The 19,090-nt window shown below is 73.2% G+C and carries 12 protein-coding genes; 6 read left to right on the top strand and 6 right to left on the bottom strand.

From position 1 onward, the window contains the following. The 5 genes from BM414_RS14225 to BM414_RS14205 all read left to right on the top strand — a co-directional run. On the top strand, positions 1-675 hold a 675-nt coding region (locus BM414_RS14225), incomplete at its 5' end, for an acetyl-CoA C-acyltransferase (protein WP_139245848.1). Further along, on the top strand, positions 672-1,697 hold the full coding sequence (gene meaB / locus BM414_RS14220; protein WP_093580109.1) for a methylmalonyl Co-A mutase-associated GTPase MeaB: 1,026 nt from the start codon (positions 672-674) through the stop codon (positions 1,695-1,697). The genes BM414_RS14225 and meaB, both read left to right, overlap by 4 nt. A 34-nt stretch (positions 1,698-1,731) precedes the next feature. Then, entirely contained in the window at positions 1,732-3,204 is a 1,473-nt protein-coding gene (locus BM414_RS14215; protein WP_245784724.1) for a phytoene desaturase family protein, read from the top strand. 120 nt (positions 3,205-3,324) lie between these two features. Further along, positions 3,325-3,870, top strand: coding sequence for a MarR family winged helix-turn-helix transcriptional regulator (locus BM414_RS14210; RefSeq protein ID WP_093580105.1), 546 nt, complete (start codon positions 3,325-3,327; stop codon positions 3,868-3,870). A 34-nt stretch (positions 3,871-3,904) separates the two neighbouring features. Beyond that, entirely contained in the window at positions 3,905-4,873 is a 969-nt protein-coding gene (locus BM414_RS14205) for a tetratricopeptide repeat protein (RefSeq protein ID WP_093580103.1), read from the top strand. Positions 4,874-4,885: 12 nt separating this feature from the next. Here BM414_RS14205 and BM414_RS14200 read toward each other — a convergent pair whose 3' ends face one another. The 6 genes from BM414_RS14200 to BM414_RS14175 all read right to left on the bottom strand — a co-directional run bounded on the left by BM414_RS14200 (position 4,886) and on the right by BM414_RS14175 (position 16,318). Beyond that, positions 4,886-6,280, bottom strand: coding sequence for a neutral zinc metallopeptidase (locus BM414_RS14200; protein ID WP_093580101.1), 1,395 nt, complete (start codon positions 6,278-6,280; stop codon positions 4,886-4,888). A 78-nt stretch (positions 6,281-6,358) separates the two neighbouring features. Next, on the bottom strand, positions 6,359-7,708 hold the full coding sequence (locus BM414_RS14195; RefSeq protein ID WP_093580099.1) for a neutral zinc metallopeptidase: 1,350 nt from the start codon (positions 7,706-7,708) through the stop codon (positions 6,359-6,361). 217 nt (positions 7,709-7,925) lie between these two features. Further along, the gene (glgB, locus tag BM414_RS14190; protein WP_093580097.1) at positions 7,926-10,895 is read right to left on the bottom strand and encodes a 1,4-alpha-glucan branching protein GlgB; all 2,970 of its coding nucleotides are present in this window, start codon (positions 10,893-10,895) and stop codon (positions 7,926-7,928) included. Positions 10,896-10,948: 53 nt separating this feature from the next. After that, positions 10,949-12,334: a maltokinase N-terminal cap-like domain-containing protein gene (locus BM414_RS14185; protein WP_093580096.1), complete on the bottom strand. Its 1,386-nt coding sequence runs from the start codon at positions 12,332-12,334 to the stop codon at positions 10,949-10,951. Then, positions 12,331-14,172 carry a maltose alpha-D-glucosyltransferase gene (gene treS / locus BM414_RS14180; RefSeq protein WP_245784723.1) on the bottom strand — a complete coding sequence of 614 codons (1,842 nt, stop codon included), beginning with the start codon at positions 14,170-14,172 and terminating at the stop codon, positions 12,331-12,333. The genes BM414_RS14185 and treS overlap by 4 nt, the downstream gene beginning before the upstream one ends. A gap of 118 nt (positions 14,173-14,290) precedes the next feature. Further along, positions 14,291-16,318 (bottom strand): alpha-1,4-glucan--maltose-1-phosphate maltosyltransferase, encoded by a 2,028-nt coding sequence (locus BM414_RS14175; RefSeq protein WP_093580092.1) that lies wholly within the window; start codon positions 16,316-16,318, stop codon positions 14,291-14,293. Between the two features lie 131 nt (positions 16,319-16,449). Here BM414_RS14175 and glgP point away from each other — a divergent pair, with 131 nt between their 5' ends. Continuing rightward, positions 16,450-18,999 carry an alpha-glucan family phosphorylase gene (gene glgP, locus BM414_RS14170; RefSeq protein ID WP_093580090.1) on the top strand — a complete coding sequence of 850 codons (2,550 nt, stop codon included), beginning with the start codon at positions 16,450-16,452 and terminating at the stop codon, positions 18,997-18,999. Positions 19,000-19,090: the final 91 nt, after the last annotated feature.

Below are 19,090 nucleotides of genomic sequence, written 5' to 3'. Positions count from 1 at the left end.
GAGGAGCAGGACGCCTTCGCCGCGGAGAGCCACCAGAAGGCCGCCCGCGCCGGGAAGAACGGCATCTTCGACGAGGCGATCACCCCGGTGCTCATCCCGCAGCGCAAGGGCGACCCGATCGAGTTCCGCGAGGACGAGGGCGTGCGTGCCGACACCACGGTCGAGACGCTGGCGAGGCTGAAGCCGGCCTTCGCCAAGGACGGCACCATCACCGCCGGTACCGCCTCGCAGATCTCCGACGGCGCGTGCGCGGTCGTGGTGATGAGCGCCGAGAAGGCCGCCGAGCTGGGCATCACCCCGATCGCCGAGATCGGCGCCCACGGCGTCGTGGCCGGCCCGGACGCCACCCTGCAGAGCCAGCCGTCGCGCGCGGTGCAGCGGGCGTGCGAGCGGGAGGGCATCGACCCGGAGGAGCTGGACCTCGTCGAGTTCAACGAGGCCTTCGCTGCGGTCGCGATCGTCTCGACGCGCGAGCTCGGGATCGACCCGGAGAAGGTCAACCCCAACGGTGGCGCGATCGCCCTGGGGCATCCGATCGGCATGAGCGGCGCCCGCGTCGTGCTGGACGTCGCGCTGGAGCTGCGCCGCCGCGGCGGTGGCGTCGGTGCCGCCGCGCTGTGCGGCGGTGGCGGCCAGGGTGACGCGCTGATCCTGCACGTCCCCGCTCCCGCGTGACGTCGTCCCCCCAGGGGACGGCGGTACGGACGCCCGGCCCCGTCGCCCCTCGCGGGCGGCGGGGCCGGCGCGCTGTCGACGTCCCCGACCTGGTCGCCCGGGCCCGCGACGGCGAGGCCCGGGCGGTGGCCCGGCTGATCTCGCTGGTCGAGGACGCCAGCCCGGTGCTGCGCGAGGTGGCCGCGGCGCTGGCCCCGCACACCGGGTACGCGCAGGTGCTGGGCCTGACCGGGTCACCGGGCGTGGGCAAGTCCACGACGACGACGGCGCTGGTCCGCGCGCTGCGGGCCGTCGGGAAGCGCGTCGGGGTGCTCGCCGTGGACCCGTCCTCGCCGTTCTCCGGCGGGGCGCTGCTCGGCGACCGGGTGCGGATGCAGGACCACGCCGGGGACCCGGGGGTCTACATCCGCTCGATGGCCTCCCGCGGGCACCTCGGCGGCCTGGCCTGGGCGACCCCGCAGGCGCTGCGCGTCCTCGACGCGGCCGGCTGCGACGTCGTGCTGGTCGAGACCGTCGGCGTCGGGCAGTCGGAGCTGGAGGTCGCCTCGCTGGCCGACACCACGCTGGTGCTCGTCGCGCCCGGGATGGGCGACGGCATCCAGGCGGCGAAGGCCGGGATCCTCGAGGTCGCCGACGTCTTCGTGGTCAACAAGGCCGATCGTGACGGCGCCGACCAGACGGTGCGCGACCTGCGGTACGTGCAGTCCCTGGGCGGGCGGCACACCGCGTCCGGCGCGTGGAAGCCGCCGATCTGCCGGACGGTGGCGTCCCGCGACGAGGGCGTCGACGGCGTGCTCGAGCGGATCGAGGAGCACCGCCACTGGCTCACGGAGTCCGGCGAGGGCACCCGCCGCCGCGCCGAGCGGGCCGCCCGCGAGATCGAGGCCATCGCGCTGGCCGGGTTGCGCGCGCGGATGGGCGAGGTGCGCGGGTCGGCCGCGCTGGCCGCACTGGCCGGCGAGGTGGTGGCGGGGGAGACCGACCCCTACCGCGCGGCGGACCGGCTCCTCGCGCACCTCTGACCTCCGGCGGGGAGACTGGCGGCGTGGACGGGTCGTGGCAGTGAACGGCAAGGCGGACGCCGTCGTCGTCGGAGCGGGACCGAACGGCCTGGCCGCCGCCCTCCGGCTGGCTGCCGCCGGGCTGCGCGTCCAGGTGGTCGAGTCGGCCGACAAGCCGGGCGGCGGCATGCGCACCGAGGAGCTCATGCGGCCGGGCTACCGGCACGACGTCTGCTCGATCGTGCAGCCGATGGCCGCGGCCTCACCGTTCTTCCGCGAGTTCGACCTGCCCAGCCGCGGGGTCCGCCTGGTGCAGCCGGAGGTGAACTTCGCGCACCCGCTCGACGGCGGGCGCGCCGCGGTCCAGTACCAGTCGCTGGAGGAGACGGCGGCCGCCCTCGGCCCCGACGCGGCCGCCTACCGGCGCCTGTTCGAGCCGCTGGTCGAGCACGGCACCGACGTCATCGACTTCTTCCTCATGTCGGCCCTGCGCCGGCCGCCGACCCGCAGCGTGCCGCAGATCGCGTACTTCGGGCTCAACGGGCTGCCCAACGTGCGCTGGCTGGCGCACCGCTACTTCGAGACCGAGGGTGCCCGCGCGATGCTCGCCGGGGCCGCCGCGCACGGCATGCTCGACCTGAGCCAGCCGCTCACCTCCGCGCTCGGGATGCTGCTGACGATGCTCGGCCACCACGTCGGCTGGCCGCTGATCGAGGGCGGGTCGCAGAACCTCGCCGACGCCATGGTGACCGCGCTGGAGCAGCAGGGCGGCGAGGTGGTCACCGGGCACCACGTCACCGACCTGCGCGAGTTCGACGGCGTGCCGGCGGTCCTGCTGGACACGGCGCCCGAGGCATTCGTGACGATGGCCGGCGACCGGCTCAACGAGGGCTACCGGCGGTGGGTGCGGCGGTACAAGCACGGCGCCGGCGTCTTCAAGGTCGACTGGATCCTGTCCGAGCCGGTGCCGTGGACCAACCCCGACGTGCGCCGGGCCGGGACGCTGCACGTCGCCGGGACGCTCGAGGAGACCCTCGCCGGCGAGCGGGCGCCCAACGAGAACCGGATCACCGACCGCCCGTACGTGCTCGCCGTCCAGCCGACCGTGCCCGACCCGACCCGCGCGCCCGACGGCGGGCACGTCTTCTGGGCCTACGTGCACGTGCCGCACGGCTCCGACGTCGACATGACCGCGGCCATCGAGGACCAGGTCGAGCGCTTCGCGCCGGGCTTCAAGGACACGATCGTCGACCGGGTCACGAAGAACGCCGTCCAGATGGAGGCCTGGAACCCCGCGTACATCGGCGGGGACATCTCCAACGGCCAGGCGACCCTGCGGCAGATGCTCTTCCGGCCGGTACCGCGCTGGAACACCTACAAGACCCCGGTGCCGGGCGTCTACATGGCCTCGTCGGCCACCCCGCCAGGGCCGGCCGTGCACGGCGCCTGTGGGGACAACGCCGCCCGCGTGGCCTTGCGCGAGGTCTTCGGCGTCCGCGAGGTGCCCCACCTCCGCCCCGCCGCCTGAGGCCGTCGCTTCCTCGGGGGCGCCCGTCGTCGACCTGCGGTCGCCTCGGGGCCGTCGGGACGACCGCAGGTCGACGTGCGGCGCACGGGAGCGGGACGGGCGACGGGTAGCGTCGCGCGCATGGTCCGGGCGCTGGGGCTGCCGTTCGACCCGATCGAGCGCGCGGGTGAGACCTGGGAGCAGCGCTTCGGTCCGGCGTCGGCGATGCGCGCGGCGACGTCGGTCTTCCGCGTGCAGCAGATCCTGCTCGCCCGCTTCGACGAGGTGCTGCGCCCGCACGGGCTGACCTTCGCCCGCTACGAGGTCCTCGTCCTGCTCACCTTCAGCCGCACCGGCCGGCTGCCGCTCAAGGTCATCGGCAGCCGGCTGATGGTGCACCCGACCAGCGTCACCAACGCCATCGACCGGCTCGTGGCGGCAGGCTTCGTCGACCGCCGGCCCAACCCTGCCGACGGCCGCGGCGTCCTGGCCGGCATCACCGACCGCGGGCGCGCGGTGGTCGACGTCGCCACCGACCAGCTCATGGCGCTGGACTTCGGTCTCGGCGACCTGCCGGAGGCCGAGCAGGCGACGCTGTTCGAGCTCCTCAAGCGCGTCCGCATCGGCGCCGGCGACGTCGCGGACCGTCTCGCCAGCAGGGACCCCGCCCCGTCCGCCGAGGGCTGACACCGCTCCCGCCGGCCGGTGGGATCATGGGGGCATGCAGCCCACCCGTCCCGGACGCCCCGACCCGCGCGCGCAGGCCCAGCAGGCACAGCTGGCCGCCTCCCTGGCCGGCGCGGTCGACCTCGCCGCCGTCAAGGCGCGCTCCGAGGCCGCCGCGCGGGCCCAGGCCGCCCCGCCGCCGAGCCCCGCGTCCCCCGCGGGCGCGCCCGGCTCGGCCGTCGTCGACGTCACCGAGGCCACCTTCCAGACCGAGGTCCTCGACCGCTCGTTCCAGGTGCCGGTCGTCCTCGACCTGTGGGCCGAGTGGTGCGGGCCGTGCAAGCAGCTGTCCCCGGTGCTCGAGCGGCTCGCCGCGGAGGGCGGCGGCTCGTGGGTGCTCGCCAAGGTCGACGTCGACGCCAACCCGGCGCTGGCCCAGGGACTGCGGGTGCAGGGCATCCCGGCGGTCAAGGCCGTCTGGCAGGGCCAGCTGGTCGCCGAGTTCACCGGCGCCATCCCCGAGGAGCAGGCCCGCCAGTTCGTCACCGAGCTGGTGCGTGCCACCACCGGCGGCGCGGTCCCCGGAGTCGACGAGGGCGAGGACGACGGCCTCGAGGACCCGCGCCTGGACGCCGCCGAGGCGGCGCTGGAGCGCGGCGACCTGGAGGCCGCCGAGGCCGCCTACGCCTCGATCCTCGAGACCGAGCCCGACCACCCGGTCGCCGGGCTGGCGCTGCGCCAGGTGCAGCTGTTCCGCCGCGCCGACGCCGCCGGCCCTGACGCACTGGCCCGCGCCGACGCCGCTCCCGACGACGTGGCCGCCCAGACCCGCGCCGCCGACTTCCTGCTCGGCACCGGCGACGTCGAGGGCGCCTTCACCCGCCTGGTCGACGTCGTCCGCCGTACCGCCGGCGAGGACCGCGAACAGGCGCGCAGGCACCTGGTCGAGCTGTTCGGCGTCGTCGGTGACGCGGACCCCCGCGTGATCGCCGCCCGCCGTCAGCTCATGCTCGCGCTCTACTGACGCGAGGCGGCGCTAGACGCCGACGTCGCAGCTGGCCGCGCCGTTGAGGAAGCCGGCGCGGAAGAGGTCGACGAGTCGGAAGCCGGTCAGCTCGGTGTCGGCCAGCACGTCGGGGTCGTTGCCGTACTCGAGCAGGAACTGGACGCTCTCGTCGATGTCGCCGGGGGAGATCGTCACCGACTCCAGCTGGCCGTTGTAGACCTGCGCGGAGTACCAGCCGGTCAGGCACACCGCCGACTGCAGCGCGGCGGTGTCGTCGGTGGACAGGTCGAGCTGGTCGCGGGCCGACAGCGCGTAGGGGATCGCCACCCCGGTGACCACGGCGAAGTCGCCGAGGTCGTACACCTGCTGGGCGAAACCGCCGTCGTAGGCGACCAGCCCGTCGCCGTCGCCGCTGTCAGGGCAGTAGACGAGGGCGACGTCGGACGGCGCGCAGTCCGGCGGGCTGCTGGTGTCCTCGAGCTGCGGCGGGGTGAAGGTGCCGCCGAGCACCTGCTGGAAGGCGCGGGTCCAGAACTCCTCGAGCGAGTTCTCGAGGATCGTCTGGGTGTCGTCGAAGGGGGCGTTGCCGCCGGTGGCGAAGTCCGTGTCGCTGGTGAACTCGCCCTGGGTGAAGATGCGCTCGGGGCCGTAGTTGTCGCGGCAGGCCTCGGCGCCGTCGTCGAAGCCCTCCTGGAAGGCCGAGACGCGGTCGAAGTAGGAGCCGTGCGCCTGCTGCTCACCGGAGCCGGTCCCCACCGGGTCGCGCAGGAGGAAGTAGCCGCGCAGCAGCTGGTCGAGGTCGGCGGTGTCGACGGAGGAGAACTCGGCGTTGCCGTCGGCCACCCACGCCGTCCACGAGCCTGCCAGGCAGTCGGCCTGGGTCTCGGTGGCGATCGAGGTCTCCGGGTAGCCGATGCGTCCCTGCACCGCGTGGCCGAACTCGTGCGCCATCACCAGCTGGGGCAGCACCTCGCCGTACCGCGAGGCCAGCTCACCGAGGAACGCGCGGTCGTAGCTGATGGAGTCGGAGTTCGGGATGCCCGCCTGCGAGCAGTAGAAGGCGTTGTTCTCCAGGTCGCGGGGGTCGGTGCCGCAGCCGATGCCGTCGGGGTAGGCCGACGGGTCGACGTCGTTCGGGTCGACGCTGAAGTAGCCACCGGCCAGCGGCTGGAAGCCCTGCCCGAAGACGCCGGGGAAGCTGTCCGACCAGAACGTCTGCAGGTCGGCCAGCGCGTTGCGCGCGAGGGTGTCGATCGGCCCGTCGGTCGCGCCGACGATGGTCACCGTCCCGTCGTCGACCGACGACGACGGCGCGCCCTGCGAGCTGGGCTGGCCGATGACGACGTAGGAGCACGCCGACGTCAGGAGGACGCCGAGTGCCGAGAGCACGGCGAGTGCTCCCCGGGAGCGCGGAGGGGTGTCCATCGCAGGCCCCGGTACCCGTCACCGGCCTGCGTGAACGCCGACGGCGCCCGCCCTCCCACGGGGCGGGCGCCGTGAGCGCTACAGGCCGATCTCGCAGCCGGCGCCGCCGTCGAGGAAGCCGTCGCGGAAGGCGTCCACCATCTCGAAGCCGGAGAGCTCGGTGTTCGGGAAGACGCCCTCCTCCTGGCCGTAGGTCAGCAGGAACACGGCCGCCTCGTCGACGTCGCCGGGGGACAGGGCGCCGACGTCGGCGAAGTCGCCGGTCCAGAACCGGCCCGCGTACCAGCCGGTCAGGCAGACCGCGGAGCTGACGGCGGTCGCGTCGTCGATCGACACGCCGAGCTGGGCGCGCGCCGCCTGGGCGTAGGCCAGGGAGACGGCGGTGGCGACGGCGAAGTCGCCGATGCCCTCGTACGCGGGGCCCAGCAGGTCGGTCTCGTCGAGGTAGACGGTGCCGTCGGCCTCGCAGTAACCCAGGTCGCGGTCCTCGGCGCCCATGTCGCCGCAGTCGGGCGCGGTGCCGTCGAAGACCTCGACGGTCGGCTCGGTGAACTCCGCGCTCAGGGCCGGGAAGACCTGCTCGTAGAACAGCGGCAGGGTCTGCGCGGTGAGCCCCGAGATGTCCTCGTACGGGGCGTTGCCCTCGTTGTCGAAGTCGGCCTGGGTCGTGAACTCGGTGGCGGTGAACAGCCGCTGCTCGTCGAAGTCGTCGCGGCAGGTGCCCACGCCGCCCTCGTAGCCGGCGTAGAAGCCCGACAGCCGGTCGAAGCCGGAGCCGTGGGCGCGGTCGTCGTCGGGGGCGAGGCCGACGGGGTCGCGCAGGCCGATGAAGCCGAGGACCACCTGGTCGAGCTCGGAGACACGCAGGGCGATGTGCTCGGCGTTGCCGTCGACCACCCAGCGGGTGAAGGCGCCGGCCAGGCAGTCGGCCTGGGTCTCGACGACGATCGCCGAGTCGGCGAAGCCGAACCGGCCCTGCATGGCGTGGCCGATCTCGTGCGCCATGACCGCCGGGCCGAGGTAGGGCCCGTACTCCGCGCTGAGCTGCTCCAGCAGCGCCCGGTCGTAGGCGACGACGTCGCAGTTCGGGTCGTAGTGCGCGTTGTTCGCCACGCCGTCGGGGCGCTCGGGCGCCCGCGCGCAGCCGATGCCGGTGCTCGGGTAGGCGGACTCGTCGATGTTCGTGGAGTCGACGGAGAAGTAGCCGCCGCTGATGGGCTGGTACGGCTCGCCGAAGTACTCCGGGTAGGCCTGGCTCCAGAAGGTGTCGAGGTCGGCCAGGGCGTTGCGCGCCAGCCGGTCGGTCTCGCTGTCCGCGGATCCGGTGATGGGGAACCCGTCGGCGGTCACGTCGACCGGCACGCTCGCCCCGCGGGAGGCGGCGCCGACGACGGTGCTCGAGCAACCGGTGAGCAGCACGCTGCCCACCGCTGCCGCGACTGTCGCGCGGCGCAGACCATGCCTCATCGGAGCTGGGGTTCCTTCTCTGCCGGGGTGCTGGGGACCGGTCCGCGCCCCAGGGGCGGCGCGGAGCCGGGCCATGATGCACGGGCAGAGGGGAGGGGGGAACAGGTCCGCGCACGGCAGCGGCCGGACCACTCCCCGGGAGGAGCGGCCCGGCCGCGGGGGCCTCAGGCCCGGTCGGTCAGCCCTCGTGCAGCAGCCAGAGGGTGCCCAGCGGCGGCGCCGAGACGGTGGCCGAAAAAGGCTGGCCGTGCCACGGCTCCTCCACCGCGTCGACCCCGCCGTAGTTGCCGACCCCGGAGCCGCCGTAGCCCTCGGCGTCGGTGTTGAGCACCTCGCGCCAGCGGCCGCCGCGCGGCAGGCCGACCCGGTACCCGTGGTGCGCGGTGCCGGAGAAGTTGCAGACGACGGCGAGCACCTGCCCGGGCGTCTGCCCGCCGTCCCCGGCCACCACCGCGTCGGCGCCGGACTCGGCGGCCTCGGTCGGCGTCGGGACGTCGGCGACCTTCGGCCGGCCGAAGCGCAGGAAGGTGACGACGTTGCCGGAGGCGTCGTTGGCGTCGATCCACTGGAAGCCGGCCGGGTCGACGTCGAGCGACCACAGCGCCTCGGTCTCGCGGTAGCGCGCGTTGAGGTCGGTGACCAGCTGCAGCACCCCGCGGTGCGCCGGGTCGTCGAGGTGCCACCAGTCCAGCGAGCGGCTCTCGGCCCACTCGGAGTCCTGGGCGAACTCCGACCCCATGAACAGCAGCTGCTTGCCGGGGTGCGCCCACATGTAGGCCAGGTAGCCGCGCACGCCGGCCAGCTGCTGCCACCGGTCGCCGGGCATCTTCCGCAGCAGCGACCCCTTGCCGTAGACGACCTCGTCGTGGCTGATCGGCAGCACGTAGTTCTCGGAGTAGGCGTACATCATCGAGAACGTCAGCTGGTTGTGGTGGTAGCTGCGGTGCACCGGCGAGCGGCCCACGTAGGCCAGCGAGTCGTGCATCCAGCCCATGTTCCACTTGAAGCCGAAGCCCAGGCCGCCGAGGTAGGTCGGCCGGGTGACGCCGGGCCAGGCGGTGGACTCCTCGGCGATCGTCACCACGCCCGGCACCTCGCGGTAGACGGTGGCGTTGACCTCCTGGAGGAACGACACCGCCTCGAGGTTCTCCCGCCCGCCGTGGACGTTGGGGATCCACTCGCCGTCCTTACGCGAGTAGTCGAGGTAGAGCATCGAGGCGACGGCGTCGACCCGCAGCCCGTCGACGTGGAACTCCTCGGCCCAGAACAGCGCGTTGGCGACGAGGAAGTTGCGCACCTCGGTGCGGCCGAAGTTGAAGACGAAGGTGCCCCAGTCCGGCTGCTCGCCGCGGCGGGGGTCGGCGTGCTCGTAGAGCGCGGTGCCGTCGAAGCGGCCCAGCGCCCAGTCGTCCATGGGGAAGTGCGCCGGCACCCAGTCGACGATGATGCCGAGGCCGGCCTGGTGGGCGCGGTCGACCAGGTAGCGGAAGTCGTCGGGGCTGCCGAAGCGCGACGTCGGCGCGTAGTAGCTGGTGACCTGGTAGCCCCACGAGCCGCCGAACGGGTGCTCGGCGACCGGCAGCAGCTCCAGGTGGGTGAACCCGGCGCCGACGGCGTAGTCGACGAGCTGCTCGGCGAGCTCGCGGTAGGACAGCCCCTGCCGCCACGAGCCGAGGTGCACCTCGTAGACGCTCATCGGCCGCTCGTGCCAGTTGCCGCGCTCGCGCTCGGCCAGCCACGCGTCGTCGCCCCACTCGTGGGTGGTCTCGACGACGACGGAGGCGTTGGCCGGCGGCACCTCGGTGGCGAAGGCCATCGGGTCGGCCTTCTCCCGCCAGACACCGTCGGCGCCGAGCACGTGGAAGCGGTAGCGGGTGCCGGCCGGCACGCCCGGGAGGTAGATCTCCCAGACGCCGATCGCGCCGAGCTGGCGCATCGGGTACGCGCGGGCCTCCCAGTAGTCGAAGTCGCCGGTGACCTTCACGCCCTGGGCGTTGGGCGCCCAGACGGCGAAGGAGACGCCCTCGACGGTGCCGCGCGGGGTCTCGTAGCGCCGCACGTGCGCGCCGAGCACCTCCCACAGCCGCTCGTGCCGGCCCTCGCCGATGAGGTACTGGTCGAGCTCGCCGAGCGTCGGCATCCACCGGTAGGGGTCGTCGACGCTGAAGGTGTCGGTGCCGTAGGTGACCTCGATGCGGTAGTCACCGGGCTGCTGCGGCAGCGTGGCCTCGAAGATCCCGCCGGGGTGCAGTTGCCGGGCCTCGTAGCGCGAGTCGTCCTGGTCGACGACGGCGACGGCGGAGGCGTCGGGCCGCAGCGTGCGCACCACCCAGCCGTCGCCGGAGGCGTGCGCGCCCAGTACCCGGTGCGGATCGCGCGACCAGCCGTCGACGATCGCGCGCAGGTCCTCCTCGGTGACCTCCTCGGGCCCGTCGTGCTCGCCGTCGCCACCGGCGCCCGAGGTCAGGCCGCCGTCGCCGGCCGACGCCGACGGCGCCTCCGGGGTGGCGACGTCGGTCCCGGACACCGGGGCGGGGGAGCCCGCCGCACCGTCCGCCGGCGTCTGCGTGTCCTCCCCGGGCGCCTGCGGGGTCGAGGGCTCGGACGGGTCGGGGTCCGGCGGCTCGGGCTGCGGCGCCGGCGCCCCCGAGGGCGAGGCCGGCTCCGCGATGGGCGCGGGCGCGACGACCGGGGTCGCCGTGACGCCGCCCTGCTCGGCGATCACCTGCTCGGCCGGCTCGGCGATCGTGTCGGCGACGGTCCGCTCCGCCGGGGTGCGCTCGCGGGTGGCCTCGGCCGGCGTCGGGGTGCCGTCGTCGGCCGCCCCGGCGGCCTCCTTCGCCGGAGTCTTCTTCGCCGTGGCCTTCTTCGCGGTGGCCTTCTTCGCCACGGCCTTCTTCGCGGTGGCCTTCTTCGCCACGGCCTTCTTCGCCGGGGCCGTAGTCGCGGTGGCCTCGGTCGCGGTGGCCTTCTTGGCCGGGGCTCGCTTCTTCGCCGGGGTCGGGTTCACGACCGGCTCGGCCTCGGCCGCCTCGGCCTGGGCGGCCCGCTCCTCGACCACCCGCTGCAGCTCCTCCTTGGAGGCCGGTGCGTCGGGGGTCTCGGAGGCGGTCGTCGGAGGGCCGGCTGTCGGGTCGCTCGTCGTCATGGTCGCGGTGCCGTCCTCTACCTCGTCGTCTGCGTGCTGTCTGCGGCGGGAGCTCAGCCGGCCCCGGCGGCCAGCCGGGTGAGCGACTGCAGCGGGATCATCAGCCAGTTCGGCCGGTTGCGCGCCTCGTAGACGCACTCGTAGACCGCCTTGTCCGCCTCGAAGGCCCGCAGGAGGGGCGAGTCCCCGCACGGGTCGATCCCGCTGGCCGCCGAGTAGCCGGCGCAGAAGGCGCCGCGGTTGCGCACTGCCCACTCCTGCGCCCGGTAGGCGCGCTGGGAGTCGTCGGGCTGCTCCACGAGCATGTGCCGTGCGGCGTAGTCGAAGCTGCGCAGCATGCCGGCGATGTCGCGCAGCGGGCTGTCGAGCTGCCGCCGCTCGGCCAGCGGCCGGGCCGGCTCGCCCTCGAAGTCCAGCACCACCCAGCCGGTCGCCGTGCGCAGCACCTGGCCGAGGTGGAAGTCGCCGTGCACGCGCTGGCGCACCACCTCCTCGGGGCTGTCGGCCACCGCCGTGTAGATCGCGCGCAGGCCGGCGAGGTGCTCCTCGAGCTGCGGGACGACGGCGAGTGCGGACTCCAGCCGGTCGGTCATGGCCCGCGCGGTCGCGGCGAACCACTCGCGGTCGGCCGGCTCGGTGTCCAGCACCCGCGCGAGGTCGGCGTGCACCGAGGCGGTCGCCGAGCCCAGCCGCTCGCTGTCGGCGGCGAAGTCGCCACCCACCTCATCGGCGTGCAGGTCGCCCTCGGCGTAGAGGTCGCGGACGCTGGCCGTGGCCAGCCGCCACCCGTCGCTGGCGCCCCGCACGAAGGTCTGCAGCATCGCCGCCGTGGCCGGCTCCGCGCCGTCCTCGTCGATCTCGATGTAGCCGAGCAGCGGCGCGATGTACGGGTTGTCGGTGCGGCGCAGCGCCTCACCGATCTCGACGTCGGGGTTGAGTCCGGGCTCGAGCCTGCGGAACAGCTTGAAGATGGCGTCCTGGCCGTAGACCAGCGAGGTGTTGCTCTGCTCGGTGGACACGACGTCGCCGGGCACGCCCTCGGGGATGGTCGCGGCCCCCGCCGGGTGGAAGTGCATGGGCCCCACCGTGGAGGCCGACACCAGGTGCGCCAGCCACGGCGGCGTGGAGTCGCGGTCGCGCATCGCGTCGTAGCAGTAGTTCTCCCGGTCCTCGCCGTCGGCGCCCTTGGCCGGGACGGCGCCCACGAACGCCGAGGAGAGCTCCTCGTCGGGGTGCGCCCGCCACGACAGCGGCACGAGGTAGGTCTCGCCGCCGCCGTCGGCGTAGGTCACCCGGACCCTGTGCACCGACAGGACCGGCTCGGACCTCGAGAGGAAGAACCCGTCCTCGGTGACGTCGGCCCACTCGCGGCCCTTGCCCCCGAACCAGCGTTGGTGGGGCATCCACTCGCGCAGGACGTCGCTCAGGGCCTTGCTCATGCGGGTCCTCCGGTGCTCGGCGGGACGTCGTCGCCCGTCCTGGTGTCGCTGTCCCCGGGGATCTCCTCGGCCTCGCTGACCAGGCCGGAGGCCAGCAGCGAGTCGGCGACCGGGCTGGTGGCGGCGATCTCCGGCCCGGCCGGCTCCTCGACCGGCTCGACCGGCCGGGACAGCTCGAACCAGTAGAAGCCGTGTCCGGCGAGGGTGAGCATGTAGGGCAGCACGCCGATCTGCGGGAACTCGACCCGGCCGGTCAGCTCGATGGGCGTGTAGCCCTCGAAGCGGCGCAGGTCCAGCTCCACCGGCTGCGGGAACCGGGAGAGGTTGTTGACGCACAGCACGATGTCGTCGCCGAACTCGCGGACGAACGACAGCACCGTGGGGTTGCGCGAGCCGATCTCCTCGTAGGTGCCCAGGCCGAAGGTCGGGTGCTCCTTGCGGACGGCGATCATCCGGCGGATCCACTGCAGCATCGAGTTGGTGTTGCGCAGCTGCGCCTCGACGTTGGTGGTCTGGTAGCCGTAGACCGGATCCTGGTTGAGCGGCAGGTACATCCGCTGCGGGTCGGCGGTGGAGAAGCCGCCGTTGCGGTCGGGCGTCCACTGCATCGGGGTGCGGACGCCGTCGCGGTCCCCGAGCCAGATGTTGTCGCCCATGCCGATCTCGTCGCCGTAGTAGAGGACCGGCGACCCGGGCAGGCTCAGCAGCAGCGCGTTGAACAGCTCGAGGGTGTTGAGGTCGTTGTCCAGCAGCGGCGCCAGCCGGCGGCGGATGCCGATGTTGGCCTTCATGCGGGGGTCCTTGGCGTACTCCGCCCACATGTAGTCGCGCTCCTCGTCGGTGACCATCTCCAGGGTCAGCTCGTCGTGGTTGCGCAGGAAGATGCCCCACTGGCAGTTGTCCGGGATCGCCGGCGTCTGCGCCATGATCTCCGAGATCGGGAACCGCTGCTCCCGGCGGACGGCCATGAACAGGCGCGGCATTACCGGGAAGTGGAAGGCCATCTGGCACTCGTCGCCGTCCTCGCCGAAGTACTCGACGACGTCGGCCGGCCACTGGTTGGCCTCGCACAGCAGCACGCGGTCGGGGTAGTCGGCGTCGACCACCTTGCGCACGTGCTTGAGGAACTCGTGGGTCCTGGGCAGGTTCTCGCCGTTGGTCCCCTCCTCCTCGAACAGGTAGGGGACCGCGTCGAGACGGAAGCCGTCGACGCCCAGGTCCAGCCAGTAGCGCAGGGCGTCGATCACCGCCTCCTGCACCCGCGGGTTCTCGAAGTTGAGGTCGGGCTGGTGCGAGAAGAACCGGTGCCAGAAGTACTGCTTGCGCACCGGGTCGAACGTCCAGTTCGAGCTCTCGGTGTCGACGAAGATGATCCGCGCGTCGGCGTAGCCGGTGTCGTCGTCGGCCCACACGTAGAAGTCGCCGTAGGGCCCCTCGGGGTCGCTGCGGCTGGCCTGGAACCAGGGGTGCTGGTCCGAGGTGTGGTTCATGACGAAGTCGATGATCACGCGGATGCCGCGGTCGTGGGCGGCGGCCAGGAACTCCTTGAAGTCCTGGATGTCACCGAACTCCGGCAGGACGGCGGTGTAGTCGCTGACGTCGTAGCCGCCGTCGCGCAGCGGCGAGGCGAAGAAGGGGGGCAGCCAGAGGCAGTCGACACCGAGCCACTGCAGGTAGTCCAGCTTGTCCAGCATGCCGCGCAGGTCGCCGACGCCGTCGGCGTTGCTGTCGGCGAAGCCGCGGACCAGGACCTCGTAGAAGACGGCCCGCTTGAACCACAGGGGGTCGGTGCCTCGCGGTGACAGCGAGGAGGTGCCCCTGTCGGGGGAGTCGGGCACGGGGAGCGTCATCGGTGCGGGGAGCCCTCGCGAGTCGTCGGGACGTGGATGGCAGTTCGCGGCCCCCTGCAGGGGCCCGCCGCGAGCTTGCGAGTGGTGGGGGGCAGGGGGTCCTTCATCAGCGGACCGGCGGCGGCCAGGTCACCGGCCGGGGCAGGTGGACCGAGAACACGTGCGCCGGCTCCCAGTAGGGGTCGAGCTCGACGTAGTTGAACTGGCCCCAGTCGTAGCGGGCGCCGGTGACCTCGTCGGTGACGGCGAACCGCTCGTGCCAGTCCAGCCCGAGGGTGGGCATGTCCAGCCCGGTCGTCCCGATCTGCCGGTTCTGGCCGTCCAGCGCGCAGACGACGAGGACGGCGTCCTGCGAGCCGGGGTCGGTCTTGGAGAAGCAGATCAGGTTCGGGTTGTCGACCCGGTGGAAGCGCAGCGTCCGCAGCTGCTGCAGCGCCGGGTGCTGCCGGCGGATCTCGTTGAGCCGGCGCAGGTAGGGCGCGAGGCTCCGGCCGGCCGCCTCCGCACCGGCCCAGTCGCGGGGGCGCAGCTGGTACTTCTCGCTGTCGAGGTACTCCTCGCTGCCCGGCTTCACCGCCACGTGCTCGTAGAGCTCGTACCCGGAGTAGACGCCCCAGGTGGGGCTCATCATCGCGGCGAGCACCGCGCGGATCTTGAACATCGGCGGCCCGCCGTACTGCAGGCTCGCGTGCAGGATGTCCGGGGTGTTCACGAAGAAGTTCGGCCGCATGTAGTGCGCGTTGGTGGCCAGCTCGCGGCCGTACTCCTCGATCTCCTCGCGCGCGGTCCGCCAGGTGAAGTACGTGTAGGACTGCGTGAACCCGATCCGCGCGAGCTGGTGCATCATCGCCGGCCGGGTGAAGGCCTCGGCGAGGAACAGCACGTCGGGGTCGGTCTCCTTGACCTTCCAGATCAGCCAGTGCCAGAAGTCCAGCGGCTTGGTGTGCGGGTTGTCGACGCGGAAGATCCGCACCCCGGCGTCCATCCAGACGCGCACCACCCGCAGCACCTCGGCGTAGAGGCCCTCGGGGTCGTTGTCGAAGTTGACCGGGTAGATGTCCTGGTACTTCTTCGGCGGGTTCTCCGCGTAGGCGATCGTCCCGTCGGGCTTGGTCGTGAACCACTCCGGGTGCTCCTTCACCCACGGGTGGTCCGGCGCGGCCTGCAGCGCGAGGTCGAGCGCCACCTCCATGCCCAGGCCCCGGGTGCGCGCCACGAACGCGCGGAAGTCCTCCATCGTGCCCAGCTGCGGGTGGACGGCGTCGTGGCCGCCCTCGGCGCTGCCGATGGCCCACGGCGAGCCGACGTCGTCGGGACCGATCTCGTGGGGGTTGCCGCCGGGGAACTGCGCGGTGTTCGGGCCCTTGCGGTTGACCGTGCCGATCGGGTGCACCGGCGGCAGGTAGACGACGTCGAAGCCCATCTCGGCCACCGCCGGCAGCCGGTCGGACGCGGTCCGGAACGTCCCGTGCACCGGGACGCCGCCCACGACCGGGCCCTCGGAGCGGGGGAAGAACTCGTACCAGGAGCCGTACAGCGCGCGGGGGCGGTCGACCCACACCTCGTACTCGGGCGTCGGGGTGACCAGCTCGCGCACCGGGTGCTCGTCGAGGTAGCGCTGCAGGGCGGTGGACAGGGCGGGCGCCACCCGGTCGTGCAGCGTGCGGGAGCCGTCGCGCAGTGCCTCCGCGGCCTCGGTGAGCCGGCCGCGCCACTCGGCGTCGGCGTCGGCGGCCACCCGCTCGAGCAGCTGGGCGCCCTCCTCGAGGTCGTTGGCCAGCTCCCCGGGACCCTGTCCGGCCTCGATCTTCACCTCGACGGCGTGGTGCCAGGTGGCCAGCGGGTCGCTCCACGCCTCGACGCGGAAGGTCCAGCGCCCCTCGCGGTCGGGCACGACGGTGCTGAGCCAGCGGTCGGGCTCCTCGCCGTAGCGGCGCATCCGGTTGAGCGGCCCGCGGGTGCCGTCAGGAGCGGTCCAGACGACGTCGGCCGCGACGGCGTCGTGGCCCTCGCGGAACACGGTGGCGGTGACCGGCAGGTGCTCGCCGACCACGGCGCGGGCCGAGAACGACCCGCAGGACACGACGGGGGCGACATCGGTGATGCCGAGGCGGAGGTCAGCGCGGCGAGTCATCCCGGCAACGCTATCCAGGTCCGGGACCGGTCACACCTCGGCTCCGGGGCGGCCTCCGCCGGCCACGGTGCAGGGTCCCGCCCCGAGCCGGCGAGGGGTGGGGGGCACCGAGGTCCTTATAGGCTCTTCGCGTGCGAGCACTGCGTCGGTTCACCGTCCGGGCGGCCCTTCCCGAGGCCCTCACACCGCTGTCCCAGCTGGTGATGAACCTCCGATGGTCGTGGCATGCCGAGACCCGCGACCTGTTCGAGACGCTGGACCCGGAGCTGTGGCGCACCTGCGGCAACGACCCGGTGAAGGTCCTCGGCGAGGTGTCGGCTGAGCGGCTGGCCACGCTGTCGAACGACCGCCGGTTCCTGCGCCGGCTGCAGGACGTCGTCGACGACCTCGAGGACTACCTGTCCTCCCCGCACTGGTACCAGTCGCTGGGTCCCGACGCGCCGCGCAGCATCGCCTACTTCTCCGCGGAGTTCGGCATCACCGAGGTGCTGCCGCAGTACTCCGGCGGACTGGGCATCCTGGCCGGTGACCACCTCAAGGCCGCCTCCGACCTGGGCGTCCCGCTGATCGGCGTCGGGCTGCTCTACCGGGCCGGCTACTTCGAGCAGGGGCTGTCGGGGGACGGCTGGCAGCTCGAGCACTACCCGGCGCTGGACCCGCACGGGCTGCCGGTCAAGCTGCTGCGCCAGGCCGACGGGTCGGCCGTCGTCATCAGCGTGCCGCTGCCCGAGGGCCGCACCCTGCACGCGCACGTGTGGCGGGCACAGGTGGGCCGGGTCTCGCTGCTGCTGCTCGACAGCGACATCGAGGAGAACGCCCCCGCCGAGCGCGGGGTCACCGACCGGCTCTACGGCGGCGACGAGGACCACCGGCTGCGCCAGGAGATGCTGCTCGGCATCGGCGGCGTCCGGGCGCTGCGCGCCTACTGCCAGCTCACCGGCACCCCGCAGCCGGAGGTGTTCCACGCCAACGAGGGGCACGCCGGCTTCCAGGGCGTCGAGCGGATCCGCGAGCTCACCGAGTCGCACGGGCTGACGTTCGCCGAGGCGCTGCAGGCGGTCCGCGCCGGCACGGTGTTCACCACGCACACGCCGGTCCCCGCCGGGATCGACCGCTTCCCGCGGGCGCTCATCGAGCGCTACTTCGCCGGCTTCGGCGTCCCGCTCGAGCACCTCATCCCGCTGGGCGGCGAGGACGACCCGACGAAGTTCAACATGGCGCACATGGGCCTGCGGCTGGGTCAGCGCGCCAACGGGGTGAGCCGGCTGCACGGGCACGTCAGCCGGTCGATGTTCAGCGACCTGTGGCCCGGCTTCGACCAGGGCGACGTCCCGATCAGCTCGATCACCAACGGCGTGCACGCGCCCACCTGGACCGCCCGCGAGCTCGTGGAGCTGGGCACCCAGACCTCCAGTGACGGCGACCCGTTCGAGGGCACCGGCCCGGCGTCCTTCGACGGCGTCGACCGCATCCCGGCGCTGGAGCTGTGGAACACCCGCCGGATGCTGCGCGGCCGCCTGGTCGAGGAGGTGCGCCGCCGGCTGCGCGAGACGGCGCTGTCGCGCGGCGCGGCCGAGGCCGAGGCCGGCTGGACCGACACCGCCTTCGACCCCGACGTCCTCACCATCGGCTTCGCCCGTCGCGTGCCGTCCTACAAGCGGCTGACCCTCATGCTGCGCGACCCCGAGCGGCTGCGGGCGCTGCTGCTCGACCCCGACCGCCCGGTCCAGCTGGTCATCGCCGGCAAGAGCCACCCGGCCGACGACGGCGGCAAGCAGCTGATCCAGCAGATGGTGAAGTTCGCCGACGACCCGGCGATCCGGCACCGGATCGCGTTCCTCCCCGGCTACGACATCGGGATGGCGCGCTACCTCTACTGGGGCTGCGACGTCTGGCTGAACAACCCGCTGCGGCCGCTGGAGGCCTGCGGCACCTCGGGCATGAAGGCGGCGCTCAACGGCGGGCTCAACCTCTCCATCCGCGACGGCTGGTGGGACGAGTGGTTCGACGGCCAGAACGGCTGGGCGATCCCGACCGCCGACGGCGTCACCGACCCCGACCGCCGCGACGACGTCGAGGCGCGGGCGATCTACGACCTGCTCTCCACCCAGGTGCTGCCGCGGTTCTACGAGACCGACCGCGACGGCATCCCCACCCGCTGGGTCGAGATGGTGCGGCACACGCTGCGCGAGACCGGCCCGAAGGTGCTGGCCACCCGGATGGTGCGCGACTACGTCGAGCACCTGTACGTGCCGGCGGTGGGCTCGGCGCGGTCGATGGCCGACGGCGGGTACGCGCCGGCGCGCGACCAGGCCCTCTGGCGGGCGCGCCTGCTGGAGAACTGGTCGAGCGTGCGGGTCGCGCACGTGGAGGCCACCGGCGCCGGCGACACCCCGGAGATCGGTTCCACCCTGGCGCTGCGCGCGGAGGTGGAGCTGCCGCACCTCACCCCGGCCGACGTCGAGGTGCAGGCGGCCTACGGGCGGGTCGACGACGCCGACGGCCTGCACGAGGTGACCACGGTGCCGATGCGGCACGAGCACACCGAGGGCTCGCGGCACTGGTTCACCGCGACGCTGCCGCTCGAGCGCACCGGCGCGTTCGGCTACACCGTCCGCGTGCTGCCGCACTCCGCGCACCTGGCCGACCCCGCCGAGCTGGGGCTCGTCACGAGCGCCTGAGCGGACGGCAGGGACGCGGGGACCCCACCCGTCACGCCGGTCGCAGCGTCCCCAGGGGGCGCGGGGAACGGCGTGGCGGTGCGGTCGGACC

This window comes from Geodermatophilus amargosae (assembly GCF_900116515.1).
Lineage (GTDB): Bacteria > Actinomycetota > Actinomycetes > Mycobacteriales > Geodermatophilaceae > Geodermatophilus > Geodermatophilus amargosae.
This window is presented reverse-complemented; position numbering and strand designations above follow the sequence as displayed.